The sequence below is a fragment of the Mesorhizobium sp. P160927 genome, from assembly GCF_057766385.1.
The window spans coordinates 1,673,267-1,689,590 of record NZ_JBYMDW010000001.1 but is presented as its reverse complement, the minus strand read 5'-3'; the positions used below and the strand labels follow the sequence as shown (position 1 = coordinate 1,689,590).

Annotated in this window: 16 protein-coding genes, 1 tRNA gene and 1 pseudogene; 13 read left to right on the top strand and 5 right to left on the bottom strand. The window is 62.6% G+C overall.

Features of this window, described 5'->3' with window-relative positions; all coding sequences use genetic code 11:
- Window positions 1-14: 14 nt before the first annotated feature.
- Together AC3CB8_RS08350 and AC3CB8_RS08345 are read right to left on the bottom strand one after the other, a co-directional pair.
- A complete protein-coding gene (locus AC3CB8_RS08350) occupies window positions 15-674 on the bottom strand; it encodes a response regulator transcription factor (RefSeq protein WP_023770989.1) in 660 nt (219 codons plus the stop codon).
- 122 nt (window positions 675-796) lie between these two features.
- A complete protein-coding gene (locus AC3CB8_RS08345) occupies window positions 797-1,231 on the bottom strand; it encodes a hypothetical protein (protein ID WP_023770990.1) in 435 nt (144 codons plus the stop codon).
- 107 nt (window positions 1,232-1,338) lie between these two features.
- Between AC3CB8_RS08345 and AC3CB8_RS08340 the strand changes: the two genes are divergently transcribed.
- Complete coding sequence (locus tag AC3CB8_RS08340) at window positions 1,339-1,689, top strand: DUF952 domain-containing protein (RefSeq protein ID WP_023795373.1); 351 nt, start codon at window positions 1,339-1,341, stop codon at window positions 1,687-1,689.
- Window positions 1,686-2,765, top strand: a complete 1,080-nt coding sequence (locus AC3CB8_RS08335; protein ID WP_023770992.1) for a quinone-dependent dihydroorotate dehydrogenase — start codon at window positions 1,686-1,688, stop codon at window positions 2,763-2,765. Before AC3CB8_RS08340 ends, AC3CB8_RS08335 begins: the two co-directional genes overlap by 4 nt.
- On the opposite strand, the gene AC3CB8_RS08330 is transcribed toward AC3CB8_RS08335, so the two are convergent.
- Window positions 2,758-4,098, bottom strand: coding sequence for an MATE family efflux transporter (locus AC3CB8_RS08330; protein ID WP_023770993.1), 1,341 nt, complete (start codon window positions 4,096-4,098; stop codon window positions 2,758-2,760). The two genes, AC3CB8_RS08335 and AC3CB8_RS08330, sit on opposite strands and share 8 nt — an antisense overlap.
- Before the next feature lie 130 nt (window positions 4,099-4,228).
- Between AC3CB8_RS08330 and AC3CB8_RS08325 the strand changes: the two genes are divergently transcribed.
- On the top strand, window positions 4,229-5,131 hold the full coding sequence (locus tag AC3CB8_RS08325) for a histone deacetylase family protein (protein ID WP_023782186.1): 903 nt from the start codon (window positions 4,229-4,231) through the stop codon (window positions 5,129-5,131).
- Between the two features lie 3 nt (window positions 5,132-5,134).
- On the opposite strand, the gene AC3CB8_RS08320 is transcribed toward AC3CB8_RS08325, so the two are convergent.
- Window positions 5,135-5,398, bottom strand: a complete 264-nt coding sequence (locus AC3CB8_RS08320; protein ID WP_023770995.1) for a DUF6460 domain-containing protein — start codon at window positions 5,396-5,398, stop codon at window positions 5,135-5,137.
- Window positions 5,399-5,873: 475 nt separating this feature from the next.
- Between AC3CB8_RS08320 and AC3CB8_RS08315 the strand changes: the two genes are divergently transcribed.
- The 9 genes from AC3CB8_RS08315 to AC3CB8_RS08275 all read left to right on the top strand — a co-directional run bounded on the left by AC3CB8_RS08315 (window position 5,874) and on the right by AC3CB8_RS08275 (window position 14,588).
- On the top strand, window positions 5,874-6,491 hold the full coding sequence (locus tag AC3CB8_RS08315) for an outer membrane protein (protein WP_023770996.1): 618 nt from the start codon (window positions 5,874-5,876) through the stop codon (window positions 6,489-6,491).
- Window positions 6,492-6,666: 175 nt separating this feature from the next.
- Window positions 6,667-7,053: a hypothetical protein gene (locus tag AC3CB8_RS08310; RefSeq protein WP_023782188.1), complete on the top strand. Its 387-nt coding sequence runs from the start codon at window positions 6,667-6,669 to the stop codon at window positions 7,051-7,053.
- A gap of 46 nt (window positions 7,054-7,099) precedes the next feature.
- Entirely contained in the window at window positions 7,100-7,774 is a 675-nt protein-coding gene (locus AC3CB8_RS08305) for a response regulator transcription factor (RefSeq protein ID WP_023770998.1), read from the top strand.
- On the top strand, window positions 7,771-9,201 hold the full coding sequence (locus AC3CB8_RS08300) for a sensor histidine kinase (RefSeq protein WP_352563195.1): 1,431 nt from the start codon (window positions 7,771-7,773) through the stop codon (window positions 9,199-9,201). The genes AC3CB8_RS08305 and AC3CB8_RS08300 overlap by 4 nt, the downstream gene beginning before the upstream one ends.
- Window positions 9,202-9,316: 115 nt before the next feature.
- A complete protein-coding gene (locus AC3CB8_RS08295; protein ID WP_023782190.1) occupies window positions 9,317-10,345 on the top strand; it encodes a glycosyltransferase family 2 protein in 1,029 nt (342 codons plus the stop codon).
- A gap of 33 nt (window positions 10,346-10,378) precedes the next feature.
- Complete coding sequence (locus AC3CB8_RS08290; RefSeq protein ID WP_352563196.1) at window positions 10,379-10,837, top strand: GtrA family protein; 459 nt, start codon at window positions 10,379-10,381, stop codon at window positions 10,835-10,837.
- Window positions 10,834-12,324 (top strand): hypothetical protein, encoded by a 1,491-nt coding sequence (locus AC3CB8_RS08285; protein ID WP_352563197.1) that lies wholly within the window; start codon window positions 10,834-10,836, stop codon window positions 12,322-12,324. Before AC3CB8_RS08290 ends, AC3CB8_RS08285 begins: the two co-directional genes overlap by 4 nt.
- A gap of 206 nt (window positions 12,325-12,530) precedes the next feature.
- Window positions 12,531-14,462, top strand: coding sequence for an acyltransferase family protein (locus AC3CB8_RS08280; RefSeq protein ID WP_352594966.1), 1,932 nt, complete (start codon window positions 12,531-12,533; stop codon window positions 14,460-14,462).
- 52 nt (window positions 14,463-14,514) lie between these two features.
- Window positions 14,515-14,588 (top strand) — tRNA-Gly (locus tag AC3CB8_RS08275).
- Window positions 14,589-15,164: 576 nt separating this feature from the next.
- Here AC3CB8_RS08275 and AC3CB8_RS08270 read toward each other — a convergent pair.
- Window positions 15,165-15,371 carry a hypothetical protein gene (locus tag AC3CB8_RS08270; RefSeq protein WP_352547232.1) on the bottom strand — a complete coding sequence of 69 codons (207 nt, stop codon included), beginning with the start codon at window positions 15,369-15,371 and terminating at the stop codon, window positions 15,165-15,167.
- A 711-nt stretch (window positions 15,372-16,082) separates the two neighbouring features.
- Between AC3CB8_RS08270 and AC3CB8_RS08265 the strand changes: the two are divergent.
- A pseudogene (locus tag AC3CB8_RS08265) lies at window positions 16,083-16,303 on the top strand (DUF768 domain-containing protein).
- Window positions 16,304-16,324 lie beyond the last annotated feature (21 nt).

Here is a 16,324-nt window from a genome sequence, read left to right as displayed (position 1 = left end):
CAAGCAGCCGGCACTCAGCCCGCCGGCCGCAGCGGGTCGCTGCCTATCTTGGACAGCAGGATCACCGCCTGGGTGCGACTGTCGACGCCGAGTTTTTGCAATATGGCCGAGACGTGCGCCTTGATCGTCGCCTCGGAGACGCTGAGTTCATAAGCGATCTGCTTGTTGAGCAGGCCCTCGGCCAGCATGCCGAGCACCCGGGTCTGCTGCGGGGTCAACGTCTGCAATCGTTTGATCAGGTCCGATATTTCGGGATCGCGTTCGACACCGAGATCGACGCCGACAGGTGCCGCGATATCGCCGGCAAGCACCGACTGCACGGCGCCGCGGATTTCCTCCATGCTTGCCGACTTGGAGATGAAACCGGAGGCGCCGAGATCGAGCGCGCGCCGTATGGTCGCCGGGTCGTCATGCGCCGACACCACGACCAGCGGCACCGCCGGATGGATACCGCGCAACGAGATCAGGCCGGAGAGGCCGCTCGCGCCGGGCATCGACAGGTCGAGCAGCACCAGATCGACATCTTCATTGGCCACGACCAGCGCCTTGGCGCTTTCGAAATCACCTGCCTCATGGATGGCGGCGACATTGCCGATGCCGGCAAGCGCCTCGCGCAGCGCGCCGCGAAACAGCGGATGATCGTCGGCGATGACGAAAGAATAGCCTGACGGCAAATGTCCCTCCCCGAATCCCCGATTTGCTGCTTTTCGCGGGATCAGTTGGACGATTATGAGAGGCTGCGCACTGGTTTCAAGCGGCAAAGCCAGCGCGCCGCGTTTTCCCTTGTCTATGGCGCTCAGGTCTTCTGCGAATTGAGCCGGCCGCCGTCGCCACTGTCCTTGTCCATATCCTTGACGATGCCCATGAAGCTCTTCAGGAAGCGCTCCATGTAGCTCATCGTCGTGTTGAAATCCTCCTCGCTCGGCAGTTTCGATTCGAGACGGGCGGAGAGCGAATTCTCCAGCTTGGTGACGCGCTCGTCCATCGCCTTCATCGAGGCCTGCAAGCGATCGACCTCATCCTGGTAGGCGGCGCGTTCATCGGCCGCCATCTTGCAGACGAGCTGGCCCGAACGCTCCTCGCAGATCGACATCGCGCCGGTCTGCGTATCCATGCGGATATAGCCGGTGGCCGACTTTTCCAGCCGGTAGCGGTCCGTTTCTTCCGAATAAGCTGAAGCCGCGACCAGCGAAACGAGCGCGGCGGGGATCAAGATGTGCTGCAGACGCATGTTGTCCTCCATGGCCAAGGCCTCAAATATCGCATGTTTGCGCCGGAAATGGGGAAGACCCTTGGCGTGGCCTTCCCCGCGCGACTGGTTCGGATTATAGCGCAACCATGTCACAGATTATCTACAAGATAACTCCGCAAGCGCCTTGGCGCGAGGCCGAGGCCAAAGGCCGCTTCACCGGAGCGCCGATCGACATCGCCGACGGCTTCATCCATTTTTCGACGGCGGCGCAGGCCAGGGAAACCGCGGCAAAGCATTTCCAGGGCCAGACCGACCTTCTGCTGGTCGCCGTCGACGGAACCAGCCTGGGTGATGCGCTGAAATACGAGATCTCGCGCGGCGGCGCGCTGTTTCCGCATCTTTACGGCGTGCTCGACCTGAAAGCGGTGCTCTGGGTCAAGCCGCTGCCGCTTGGGGCCGACGGTACCCACCAGTTCCCGGTTCTGGAGGGGCAATGAGCGTGCTCGACCGGATCGGCCAGAAACTGCTGTTCACCTTCGATCCGGAAACCGCGCATGGCCTGTCGATCGCGGCACTGCGCTGCGGCCTGCCGGGCGGCGCGCGGACGGTACGCGATACAAGGCTGAAGGTCCGCCTTTGCGGTCTCGATTTCCCGAACCCACTTGGGATGGCGGCTGGCTACGACAAGAACGCCGAAGTACCCGACGCGCTGCTTGGCCTCGGCTTTGGCTTTGCCGAAGTCGGCACGGTGACGCCGCTGCCGCAGGCCGGCAACCCGAAGCCGCGCATCTTCCGGCTGACGTCGGATGAAGCAGTCATCAACCGGCTTGGCTTCAACAATGAGGGCCATGCGGCCGCCGAAAAACGGCTTGTGGCGCGAATCGGACGCGGCGGCATCGTCGGCGTCAACATTGGTGCCAACAAGGACAGCACCGACCGCGTCGGCGACTACGAGAGCGGCGTTTCTCGCTTTGCTGCTTATGCCAGCTATCTCGCCGTCAACATTTCCTCCCCCAACACACCAGGCTTGCGCACCATGCAGGCGCGCGAGCAACTCGGCGAATTGCTGTCGCGCGTCATGGCCGCGCGCACTGCAGCGTCCGCGCAGCCGCCGATTTTCCTCAAGATCGCGCCGGACCTGGCCGAGGCCGAGCTGGAAGATATCGCCGCCGAGGTCATCGAAAAGCAGATCGACGGCATCATCGTTTCCAACACAACCGTTTCCCGGCCGGTGCTGCGCGGCGACGATGCCGCGCGAGAGACAGGCGGGCTTTCGGGAAAGCCGCTATTCGAACGCTCGACCATCGTGCTGGCCAGGATGCGCAAGCTGCTCGGGCCCGAGATGGCGATCATCGGTGTCGGCGGTGTCAACTCAATGGAGACGGCTCTGGAGAAGATCCGTGCCGGCGCCGATCTCGTCCAGCTCTATACCGGCATGATTTATGGCGGACCGGCGCTGCCGGGCCGGATCGTCGCCGGGATGGCACGTTTTGCCGCGACGGAAAAACTCAGGTCGATGCGCGAGTTGCGCGACAGCCATCTCGACCGATGGACGTCGAAGCCGCTCAGTTGAACGCGGTTTGCATCCGCAGCCGCAAAATTGTCAGCAGGCTCAATCCCCGCACCAGCAGAAACACGTGCAGCGCCGCCCACAGGCCGTGATTGCCGAAGGCGGGCGCCAACGTGATCAGCGCGGCGGCAAAGGCAAGGAATGACAAGAGCATCATGTTGCGCATGTCGCGCGACCAGGTCGCGCCGATGAAGACACCATCCATCTGGAAGGCGAGCACACCGCTCAGCGCGGTGAAAGCCGCCCAAGGCAGGTAGGTATCGGCCACGGCGCGGACCTCCTGCGCCGTCGTTACGACGGCGATCAGGTTGGTGCCGGCCATGAGCAGCACCAGCGTCGCGGCAGCGGCCAGACCAAGGCCCCAGAACAGGGTCAGCCGCACTGCCCGCCGGAAGGGCTGTTCGGCACGCGCGCCGACGGCACGGCCGGCGAGTTGTTCGGCGGCGGTGGCGAACCCGTCGAGGAAATAGCCGGCGACGAGAAAGAAGTTCATCAGCACCGCATTGGCGGCCAGAGTCACCGTGCCGAACTGCGCGCCCTGACGGGTGAACAGCGCGAAGGCGGCTAGCAGCGAGAACGAGCGGATCATGATGTCGCGGTTGAGCGACAGCATGCGCAGGAAGGCGCCCATATCGAGCAGGCGCTGCCGAGGCAAGGGCGGGGTGGATCGGAACCGGCGAACCACGATCGCGAGGCCAAGCAGCATGGCGAGCAATTCGCCGGTGACGGTTGCCCAGGCGACGCCGGAAACACCCCAGCCGAGCTCAAGGCCGAGCAGAAAGCACAGCGCGATGTTGGTGCCGTTCAGCACCAGTTGGAGGATCAAGCCGAGCCCGCCCTCGCCGCGCCCCAGCACGTAACCGAGGATGGCGTAGTTGATCAGGGAGAACGGGGCGGCAAGCAGCCTGATCCTGATGTAGACCCCCATCGCGTCGCTGACGCGCGGCCCGGCATCCATGAACCACCGGCCGCCAACGGCGATAAGCGGTGAAAGCGCTGCCAGCACGACGCCAGCGACGACCGCGATCAGCACGGCGCGCCAGAACACCGCCTGTTCCTCCAGCGCGTCGCCACGCCCAAAGGCCTGGGCGACTAGGCCGGTGGTGCCCGAGCGCAGGAAATTGAAGGTGGTGAAGACGACGTCGAAAGCCAGCGCGCCGGCGGCCAGGCCGCCAAGCAAGGCGGCGTCACCGAACTGGCCGACAACAGCCGTATCGACGAGGCCGAGCAGCGGCGTCGTCAGATAGGCGAGTGTCATCGGCACGGCGATGGCAAGCACCGACCGGTTGGTGACGGAAAATACTTTGGCGTCGGCTGGGATGGCGCCCTTGTCCAAAGGATTGCTGCCTTGCTGATTTGCGGCTTGATCGGGGAACCGATGTGCCCCATTTTCCGGCCACCGCGCAATCGCCCTTCCGCGGCGGCCAACCGAAATCCCGCTCTGGCGAGACCGTCCGACCCAGTTCATGCCCCTGCAGATCGTCCACCATCCCGACTACGACGCCGGCTTCGCGACCAGCCATCGCTTTCCGATGAGCAAATATCCGCTGCTGATGGAGACCCTGCGAGCACGCGGCCTGGCCGGAGCCGGGGCGCTCAACACAGCCGAACCCGCGCCTGCGTCGTGGCTTAAGCTCGCCCATGCGGCAGATTATGTCGAGCAGGTCATCAGTTGTTCGGTCCCGGAAAAAATCGAGCGCGAGATCGGCTTTCCGGTCGGCCCGCGCGTCTCGTTGCGCGCGCAGCTTGCCACCGGTGGCACGGTGGCGGCGGCGCGGCTTGCCTTGCGTCACGGTATCGCCTGCAACACCGCCGGCGGCAGCCATCATGCGCGGCGCGCGCAAGGCGCCGGCTTCTGCACTTTCAACGACGTCGCCGTCGCCTCGCTGGTCCTGCTTGAAGAGGGCGCGGCACACAATATCCTGGTGGTCGATCTCGACGTGCACCAGGGCGACGGCACGGCGGATATTCTGGGCGATGAGCCACGCGTGTTCACCTTCTCCATGCATGGCGAGCGGAACTACCCCGTGCGTAAGATCGCCTCCGACCTTGACGTTGCCCTGCCCGACGGCACGGGCGACGCCGCCTATGTCGAAAGGCTCGATTCCATCCTGCCGGAGCTGTCGGCCGGGGCGCGTTGGGACATCGTCTTCTACAATGCGGGCGTCGACGTCCATGCCGAGGACCGGCTCGGCAGGCTGTCGCTTTCCGACAAGGGCCTGCGCGCCCGCGACAGGATGGTCGTCGGCCATTTCCGGGCGCTCGGCATTCCCGTGTGCGGTGTCATCGGCGGCGGCTATTCCATCGATGTGCCGGCACTTGCCGCGCGCCACGCCGTCCTGTTCGAGGTCGCATCGGGCTATGCCTGAAGATCACTTCCGGTAGTTGGCGATCCTGAGCAGGATGAAGGCCGGCACCACGATCGCGGCACCGAGCAGGATGTAGCCGAGGAAGCGGTCGATGGCGTGGAAGCCGAGATTCCATAGATCAATGAAGAACTTCTGGATGCCGTAGAACACGTCCATCGGCGACCAACCGAACGCGTTCATGACCAGGCCGACGAGAAAGGATACCACCAGCAGCTTCAGAATAATCCTGAGCGGCGAGTCGCCGAGAAAGCGCGTCAGTGCGGACAAAGCCGTCTCCCGATTGAGATGCCCGGACTCATGGGCACCGCGCAGAGATACGTGCTTGGCGGCCATCCATCAAGCCGCAGGGGCCGGTGCGGGGGAATTGATAAGCCGCGATCAGATGGTGGGCGCCATCGGGAGTCCCAACCGCTCAAGCGCCGGGCCGTGTGGCTTCCGGAAGGCCGCAATTCTTAAATACAGGTAAACAGTTTCAATTTAATTCATTGAAAACAAAGCACAAAATCGTCATTCTCCAGTTTTGCGCAATGTGCGTGCAATTTTCGCTTGCGAGATATCGGGCGTCTTTCAGGTGACGGACCGCACGGCGCTCTGCCCCGCCACAGCCGGTCAAATCCGGTCGCCGGAACCGCGCAGCCATCCCTGAAAGACGCCGATCGGAGCCTGACCGCCGAAGGGTCAGGGTCCACAACAGTTAACCAGCGTGTCGGACACCGATGCGCGTTCGTGTTGGAGTAATGTAGTGTCCCCTCAAGCAAAGATCGTCCTGACGGCGAGTGCCATCGCCCTTTGTCTTCTCCGTCCGGCGACGGCCGCCGACCTTTCCCCCACCTACAATGATCCCCCCGCCTTCCAGTGGAGCGGCGCCTATGTCGGCATCCACGGCGGTACGGCCTTCACGAGGATGCCGAACCCGTTCGCCGGTCGAAACGGCTTCAGCGGCGGCGTCCAGGCCGGCTACAACCAGCAGATGGGCTCAGCGGTTCTCGGCGCCGAGATCGAAGGCTCCTATCTAGGCGGCGCCGAACACGATGTCCGGGGCGGCAAGATCAAGGAAAAATGGCGCGGAGCGGCCAAGGCGAAGGCCGGCGTGAGTTTCGACCAGACCCTGCTGTTCGGAACCGGCGGCGTGGCCATGACCAAGTTCGACAAGGGTGACGGCGTAAGGAGCAGCGACGACTGGAAGATGGGTTACCTCGTCGGCGCCGGCATCGAGCAGGGCTTCGCCGGCGGCCTCTCGGCCAAGGTCGAGTACGACTATGTCCGCACCCCCGGGGTGGAAACGACATCGGCGCTTGGCGGATCCAAGGAGACGATCGGCAGCCATGAGTTGAAAGCCGGCATCGACTACCGGTTCTAAACAGCAGGCGACCGACCTCGATCGCGCGATGGCCCCAACGGCATCGCGCGGTCTTGTTGTTGATGTCCGGACGCTGACGTTTCCTCGATGCAAGGAGCATTCCATGCTTGTCGCAATGTCGATGTAATGTTCGCAATCTAGGTTTCTTGCGTGAATTTTCACCATGGGAACAGCAATGTCCACGCATCGCCCCGGCCTACGGACGACCAAGCTATTGTTCATTGCGATCGCACTCGCCTTGGCGGGCTGCGCCTCCGACATCATGAAGAACTATGTCGGACGACCGGTCGAATCGGTCGTTCTGGATTACGGTCCGCCAACGGCGGTCATCGACCTCGGCCAGGGAGAGCGCGCCTATCAGTGGCGCCAGGTCTCGACGTCCGCGGTTTCCGGAACGTCCAGCGGTGAGGTTCGCCACACAAAACATGGAACCATCTATGAAGAGACCGACACGCCCGGCTATATCGAGCGTCAGGAATGCTTCTACACATTTTATGCCCGCGCTTCCGGCGACCGCTGGTTCATCACCAATTTCCGCCGGCCAAAGCTGGAATGCGAATGAACGGCGGCGCCGCAAATCCTGTGGCGGCGGGTGAAGGAGAACGCAGATGCGCGTCCTGCTGATCGAGGACGAACCGGAAATGGCGTCCGTGCTGAAGGCCGCTCTGGAGCGTCTGGACATCATCGTCGATCATGCCGCTACCTTGGCCGACGCCGAGGCGGTGGCTCGTCTGGGCCATCACGACGCCGTGGTGTTGGATCGCCGGCTGCCGGATGGCGACGGCCTCAGCCTGATCCCGCGCCTGCGTGCCTTGCATCTGGATGTGCCTGTCATCGCGCTGACGGCGATGAGCGGGTTGGACGACCGGGTTGCCGGGCTCGATGCCGGCGCCGACGATTACATGGTCAAGCCCTTCGCCACGGTGGAACTCGTCGCGCGGCTCCATGCCCTGCACCGGCGCTCGTTCGCCTCGCGCGCCAACCAGACGAGGGTTGGCCGCCTCACCTATGATTTCCGCCATCGCGAGGCGCTGGTCGCGGATCAGACGCTCGATTTGCCACGGCGTGAAAGGCTGGTGCTTGAAACGCTTATCCGCCGGCCGGGCCGGACCATCATGCGCGGCGCACTCGAGGAGGCCGTCTACGCCCTGGACGACGAGATCGGCTCGAATGCGCTCGACGCGCACGTCTCGCGGCTGCGCCGCAAACTCGAAGACGTCGCGGCCGGCATCGAGATCCGGGCGATCCGCAACCTTGGTTACCTCCTGCGGGCGGCGTCGTGAAGAAGGTGCGCCCGCGCTCGCTGCAATGGATCCTGATCCGCCGGCTGATCCTGCTGCAGGCCGCGACGCTGCTCCTCTTCATCGTGCTTTGCGCGGCAGCCCTTTGGATCGCCAATCCGAGCCTGCTCATCGACAACGAGGCTGCCGTCGCGGCCGTCAAGGATGCCGTCGAACGCGACAAGGACGGCGGCCTGATTGTGCGTGAAACGGAAGATCTTGCGGCGTTTCGCCGGAGCTTCCCCAATGTCTGGTACATCGTTCGCGACGATCACGGGCAGAGCGTCCGTTCCGGCACGATACCGGATGTCTACACCAAGGACTTCGGCGGCCTACTCGGCGAGGCAGACCACGCCACGATCGGATTCTCCGACAAGGACATGCGGCCGGAAGCGTATATCGAAAACGCTTCGACCAGGGCCGGCGCGGTCCGGATCATCGCCGCGACGCAGTCCTCGCGCCAGGAGACCGACGGGCTCGAGATCAACATTTCGGCCACGGTGGAGGTCGCCCGATATTCGGACGGCAGCAGGAATTGGGAGCGCGCGCTGCCGGCGCTTGCGCTCGTCGTCGCGATCCTGCTGTTGCCCATCGTCCTCGTCATGGGCGCGATCACGCTGATGACGACACCGGCCGTCGTGCGCCGCTCCTTTGCCGGCCTGGTCGAAACCGTCCGCCAAGCTGCCCGCATCGATATCGGAACCCGCGCGATGCAGTTGCCGGTCAAGCACGTGCCGCAGGAAATCGCGCCGCTGGTGCATGCCTTCAACGATGCTTTGGCCCGCCTCGCGCAGGGGTACGACCGGCACAACCGTTTCCTCACCGACGCGGCCCACGAATTGCGCACGCCGATCGCCATCCTGCGCACCCGCGCCGAGTTGCTGCGGCAGGAGCCGCAAAGCGCGCGGCTGCTGCATGACATCGAGCGCCTGTCGCACCTTGCGCAGCAACTGCTCGACCATCAATTGCTCGACCGCCCATCGGACCAGCGCGAGATCGTCGATCTCGATGATCTGGTCAGACGGGTGGCGGCCGACTTCGCGCCGCTCGCCATCGAGGCCGGCTACGACCTTGCCTTCGAGCCTTCGCCCGACAAGACACGCGTCGAAGTCAACGTGCTGCAGATCGAGCGGGCGCTCGCCAACCTCGTGCGCAATGCCATCGAGCATGGCGGCGGCGGCGGCACCATCACGCTTGCGATCGACAGGAGTGGCGGCATCGAAGTGCGCGACGAAGGCCCGGGCATCCCCGTGGACGAGCGGGAGAATGTCTTCGAGCCCTTCTATCGCCTGCAGCCGCAGTCGCGCGGGGCGGGGTTGGGGCTGGACCTCGCCCGGCAGATCGCTCTGCTGCACGAGGGAACAATCCGGATCCTGGCGGGCTCATGGCGCGGTGCCCGCATCCGCATGGAACTGCCGGTTCGTTCGTGACACGTGCCACCGGCGGCGCCAAAAGCGTGGCGGCCGCGCGACCCCCTAGCTACCTGTTTTCTGTTTTCTAACCAATTGCCGCTATTGCCATTCCAAAGCGGGGAGCCAGGCTTTGGTGGGAACGGGAAAAATCGGCGCGCACCGCGCACCCATGTTGTCGGTCGTCGTGCCTTGCTACAATGAGCGCGACGGCGTGGCGGAGCTTCATCGACGCGTCAGCGCGGCATGCCTCGAGCAAAGCCTCTCCTACGAGGTCGTTCTCGTCATCGATGGAGCGACCGACGGCACCCGTGAGGCCATTTTCGAACTAGCCGAAAAGGACGACCATGTGGTCGCCATCGACCTTGCCCGCAACTACGGCCATCAGATCGCCTTGAGCGCTGGGCTGGAATTCTGCCGCGGCCAACGCATCCTCATTCTCGACGCCGACCTCCAGGATCCGCCCGAACTGCTTGGCGCGATGATGGCGAAGATGGATGAAGGCTTTGACGTCGTCTACGGCCAAAGGGTGAAACGGGAGGGCGAAAGCTGGTTCAAGCTGGCCTCCGCCTCGATGTTCTACCGCCTGCTCGGCCGGATGGTCGATGTCGAGATCGCGCCGGACTCCGGAGATTTCCGGCTGATGAGCCGCCGCGCGCTGGACCATCTTGTCGCGATGCCCGAACGCTACAGGTTCATTCGCGGCATGGTGAGCTGGATCGGGCTGAGGCAGGTCGCCTTCCCCTATGAACGGCAGCGGCGCTTTGCCGGCGCCACGCACTACCCGTTGAAGAAGATGGTTCTTCTGGCGGTCGACGCAATGACCAGCTTTTCGATCGTGCCTTTGCGCTTCGCTTCGCTGCTGGGCATGATGTTCGGCCTGCTCGGCCTGGTCGTGCTTGGCTATACGCTGTTCGAATGGTCTATCGGCAATGTTCTGCCGGGCTGGACGAGCCTTGCCGCGATCATGCTTATCCTGGGCAGCGTCCAACTTCTGGTGCTGGGCATTTTCGGCGAGTATCTCGGCCGCATGTACATGGAGACGAAGCGGCGACCGCTTTATTTCGTCAACGAGATCGTTTCACGAAGCCAGGCGGCGGGCGAGGACCAGGACCTGCCAGTCCACCGCCTCCAGGAAATAGTGAAACGGGCGGCGCGTCGTTGAGGGTAAGGGTCGACCGTGGGTAACGGGAACGCCATGGACAGGATGTGGTCGGCTGTTCCGGCCGGCTTTTCAAGAATGCTGCGGTTTGGCGCGGACGGGCTGCTCAACACGGCGCTGGGCTATTGTCTTATCCTGGCTGGGCTGAAGCTGGGCCTGGGCGACATCGCCGCCAACATGACCGGCTATGCCGGCGGCCTTGTCCTTGGCTTCTTCCTCAACCGCCGCTGGACCTTCGGCCGTGCGGGCGGTTTTCGCTCCGGCATGGCCGTGCGGTATGCGCTTGCCTTCGTTGTGGCTTATACCGCAAATCTGACGATAGTGGTCGCCGCCATGTCCGCCGGATTCGTCGAAAATCCGTTTGTCCATCTGGCGGGAAACTGCCTCTACTCGGCCCTCTTCTATCTCGGCTCGGCCCGTTTCGTCTTCGTCGGCGCGGCAAAGGACACTGTCTTGATCGCGATCGACATGAAATCCCCTGGAGCGGCGACATGAACAAGGTCGAGGCAATCGTTCCGGTGTTCTCGCCGCTCGAGGACGCACAGCGCGCCAGGCTGATATTCTGCCTGATCGGCGCGGGTGTCATGGCGACGGTTCTGGCAACCTTTGCCAGCGCAACCCTGCAGGACCCCGACAGCTGGTGGCATGTCAAAGTGGGGCTGGATTTCCTGGCAAACGGAACGCTTCCGACCGTCGACACCTATTCCTACACCTTTGCCGGCCAACCGTGGATCGCCAAGGAATGGCTGGGGCAGGTTCTGCTGGCCCTTGCCTACAGCGCGGGCGGCTGGAACGGCGTCGTCACGCTTATCATCGGCACGATCTGTCTCGCGGTCTTCCTGTCGGGATGGTTCCTCAGCGCGCATCTGAAACCGGTCCTGGCCGTAGCGCTGGCATTCGTCGCGGCATTCCTGATCAGCCCGATCTATACGGCGCGCCCGCACGTCTTCACCTTGCCGATCATCGTCGTCTGGACGACGATGCTGTCTCGTGCCGCGCAGGACGAGAAGGCCCCGCCGCTCTGGCTGCTCGGTCTGGTCGTATTGTGGGCGAACCTGCATGCCACGTTCACCCTGAGCTTCATCATCGCTGCCTTCGCCGGCCTCGATCTCCTGGCGCGCACCGGCCTGTCGAAACCCGCACTTTTGGCGAAGTGGGTGGCGTTTGGCCTGCTCTGTCCGTTGGTCAGCCTGATAAACCCTTATGGCGTGCAGGCCATCCTGGCCACGCTCACCGTCGCCTATGGCAATGAGGCTGTGCCGCTGATCCTGGAGTGGCGGCCGTTCAACGCCCAGGAACAGGTCCTCCAGGAAGCCGCGACACTGCTGGCCTTTTTCGGGCTTCTGACATCGAGGCTACGGATCGGCTGGGCCAAGGCGTTGTTCATCGTCTTCACCTTGCACGTCTACCTTTCGCATCTGCGGTTCGTCTATCTGTTCTTCCTGCTTGTTCCCCTGGTGGTCGCGGTCGAGGTCGCGCGCCAATATCCCACCCTGTCCGCAAGCGCCTGGCTGAATGAAGAGCGCGACGGACTGGAAAAATTCCTCGCCAGCCGGTTCCGTCTGCTCCGCGGCGCGACGGCGGTGTCGCTGGTCGTTGCGATCCTTGCGCTCAACAATGCCTACCAGGTCGCGCCGAGCCCGAAGACATCAGCCAGCGGCGCTCTTGCGTTCGCCAGGGATCACCACCTCGCAGGCAATGTGCTGAATTCCTACAATTTCGGCGGCACACTGATTTTCCACGACATCAAGACCTATGTCGACGGCAGGACGGACCAGCTGTTCCTGGGCGGGTTCACGAAAGCGGATGAGGCGATGGGGCAGACCGGCGGAAAACCACTGCTCGAGGCCCAGTTGAAGAAATACGCGATCGGCTGGGCACTGCTTACAGCCGCGGATACTCGCATCCCCTTCTTCGCCGAGTTGGGCTGGAAGCGGGCCTATGCCGATGACTATGCCGTGATCTACCTGCCGGCAACCTGATCGGCCGCATCCAAACCGGCTTCGCCGGCGTTCAAAGCACGGCGTTCCGGCTTGACACTCATGTTGCAGTGCAGCAAAATCGTTTCGCAGAGGAGAGCCTGTGAACCCCACGCGTCACGATTTTTCGCACAATCAGGGCATCGGCGCATGAGCGGCGTGGCGTGCTTCGCACGAGATCGGCGGGCGGCGAGCCGCGGACTGTCCGAATGAACTACAGGCGCGACATCGACGGCCTACGGGCCGTTGCGGTGCTACCCGTGGTGCTCTTTCATTTTGGCGTGTCCGCCATCCCAGGGGGGTTTACCGGCGTCGATATTTTCTTTGTCATATCGGGCTATCTGATCAGCGGCAGCTTGCTGGATGATCTCGAGCGCGGCCAGTTTTCGATCGGCCGCTTCTACTGGCGCCGCGCACGGCGCATCCTGCCGGCGCTGACCTTCGTCATCCTGCTTGCAAGCATCGCGGCATGGTTCATCCTCCTGCCGTCGGACCTGCACGAATTCAGCCTCAGCGTGATCGCTGCCTCGACCTTCTGGTCGAACATCTATTTCTGGAAGACGACGAACTATTTTTCGATCGACGCCGAACTGCGGCCACTGCTGCACACATGGTCGCTTTCGGTCGAGGAACAGTACTACATCTTCGCGCCGATCCTGGTTTATCTGATCTACCGCTATGCCTCGAAGCGCTGGCTGACGATACTTCTGCCCATCACCATCGGCAGTTTTGCCCTGGCGGTGATGGCGACCACGCTGGCGCCGACCGCCGGCTTCTACCTGCTGCCGACACGCATCTGGGAGCTGGCGCTGGGCGCCATGCTGATGCTGAAAAGGCCGCCGCCACTTGCCAGCCGGCCGGCGACGGAACTGATTGGCCTGGCCGGCTTTGCACTGCTTGGCTTCGGCTTCCTGACGATTTCGGAGAGCGACCCATTTCCGGGCTATAATGCCCTGTTTCCCTGCGTCGGAACGGCCCTGCTGATCTATGCGGGCCAGAACCATGCGAACCGACCCGTGCCCCTCGCCACCCGTGTGCTTCAGTTCGCCCCGATGGTCTGGATCGGCCTCATCTCCTATTCGCTCTACCTTGTTCACTGGCCGATCAACTCCTTCGTCCACTACCTCTCGCTGAAAGCCATCTCGGTGCCGATGATCGTCGCGATGACGGTGGCCAGCGTCGCCCTGGCGACCTTCTCGTGGAAGTATGTCGAGCAGCCTTTCCGGCAGAAGCGGGCCTTCACCGCCCCGCTGCCGATCTTCGCCTTTTCGGCGACGGCGATCGCCCTGCTGTGCGTCGGCGGCCTGGCCGGTGTGCTGGGCAAGGGCTTTCCGCAGCGGTTCCCGGATTTCTCGACGCAACGGATCCTGGTGGGCGACTGGCGCAACGGTGTCTGCTTCAATGAGGGTGCGAGCCGGATCGAGGATTGGAACCTTGCCGACTGCACGCGCACGCACGGCTTTGCCACCAATGTGCTGCTGTGGGGCGATTCCTTCGCGGCTCACTACGTATCGGGCCTGGAAGCCAACGCGCAGAAAATCCAGGCCAACGTCGTCCAATATACCTATGCCGGCTGCCCACCCAACCTGAGCTATTTTTCCTATGCCCGGCCGGCCTGCACCCGCTTCAACGAACGGGCGCTGTCGATCATCCGCGATGCGAACATCCAGGCGGTGATCCTGAGCGGTCGATGGACCGACTACCAGGCCAGGGGCTTCGACGGACTTCAGACGACGATCGACCGGCTGCGCGCCATGGGTGTCAAGGTCTATGTCATCGGCCAGTCTCCGGAGTTCATCGCCGACGTCCAGAAGATCGCTTTCTTTGCAAGACACGAAGGCGCCGCGAATACATCCTGGCCGATGGCCATGGATCCCGACATCAACAAGCAGGTGCAACTCTTCGCCAACGGCGCGACCTTCATCGACCCGCTCACCTATCTGTGCGACGCCACCGGTTGCTCCTATGCGGATGCCGGCAGCAAGCAGTTTCTCTATTTCGACTATGGCCATTTCTCTTCCGCCGGCGCGACGCTGGCCATCTCGAAATACTGGCCGAGCTTCGCCGCCGGCGGCGAAGTCGCAAAGGCCAGGGAACCAAGGCCGACCCTCACCGGTGAGCTGGCGAAGCCCGCCTTGTGAGGCCGGTTTGCGATTGCCCGAAGCCATGCCGTCATGGTAACGAGGCTGCAGCGCGGGTATGATGTAATGGTAGCCTGTCAGCTTCCCAAGCTGAACGCGCGGGTTCGATTCCCGCTACCCGCTCCAGCTTGCGCTGCAAGGGCTCGAAGTAGATTCACAACCGCTTGCAGCGCTTTCCGACAGCCGGGGTGCTCATCCGGCTTCGAAAGCAGAATGTCTTTGACGGCAGCGATGGCGGATTTATCTTCGGTCATGGTCATGGTGGCGTTCCGTCGCGGGAATCAGGTGACGTTGAACATCACCAGCCTGCCATGACCGCCCTCTCTCAGCGAATTTGCAGAACTCTCAGCACACTACCGTTTTTTCCGACGGCCCGGCATGCGGACTATTCTATTCGCAATGGTCGTGCTGCTGTTCATGGGTAGCGGCTTTTGTCCGGCGGCCGAACTGGTGATCGCGGGCGCCGGCGATTGACCAAGAGCCACACCGACCCGGTCGGTGTGGCTGGCTTGCGGGCACTGGGCAATTGAGCGCCCAGGGTAAAGCGAGGGAGCGACTATGAAGAAGATTTACCAGAAGCCTGTTTGGAATAAGCGCGAACGTCTTTCCGCCTCGACGGCCGGGCCGACCTCCTCACTATCCCCATCGAAAGCTTAGAGGCCCGCTGGCTCACGCGCGGGCGTCTGCTTTTTTAAGGGGACATCAGGCGTTGCCCGCCTTGATCCTCGTCAGGTGCTCTCGTGCTTCGCTGACACGGCGCTGGGCGACTCTCATCGTGTCGCAGAGGGCAAGATCGATGCCCACGCCATAGCGCTTATCCATTATCCGCTCGAGACGTTTCAGTTCGGATTCAGCTTGGCTCACACTTAGCCTGGCCTTAGCTAGTTCCAGTTCGAAATGCACATCCATTGTGTCGGGTCCGTCGTAGCCCTTCCATTAGGAAATACTTATTTTCCGCTTTGGTTCCTTGCCAGCTCGCGAGTTCAAAGAAGGCGCCGGAGACACGCGCCAGCGGCCTTAGCCCCACTGTGTCGTTCCAGCACACGCGCTCTGGCAGCAGTCTTGCATGCTCATTTCATCTGGGAGAAGATGAAATGGCTCTATCCAAGCAGTTGCTCGACCAAAACCTAACCTTTCAGTGTCCAAGCTGCAAAACCCCACTGGTCAGGAAAGGCTCCTGGGTCAAGTCCGTAACGACTTTCACCTGTAAGCGATGCGGTCAAAGGGTACGGCTGTCTTACAGCGAGAAGCTTGAGATTTTCAGGTTGGCTGCCGGGCCGTGCGGCACCGGAACCTAACGTCGCGTTGTCTTCTTTGCTCGTGCGTTTGAACGACGCCGCTCGGCCACGATGTTCCGGAACTATTTTAGCTTTAACTAATTGAACCGCGATGAGAGAACAAATCGCGGGGAGCTCGGATGCCGCAGTATCGGGTCGAGGTCATGGCCGCCGGATCGGCTATGTCATCGAGCATAGTCACAGCACCGTTGCCTTTCAAAGCGGCGGAAGCACATGCTGGCAAGCCTGTCACATTCAGGCGCCAGGAAGAAAACTGGCTACGTGTCACGGAGTTGAAGGGCGAGAAGCGGACCTTCGCTTACGTTGTCCGGATGAGGGCCACATGAGCACGCGTGGCATCAACTTCCTTGACCAATGGATCGCGAACAACGTCCCTGAGACCGCACCCGCGGATGTAATCTCCGTTGACGAACTCACGCACAAGCTCATCGCCGATGCAAAGGCAGTCGGCATCAAGCGGGGGAGATCGACGACGAAGTCGACAGCCTCTATCGCACCATCCTTGATGCCATAGTGCATTTCCAACCCGGTTTGACGGGATAGGAGTGTCGTTGACGCTTCTTG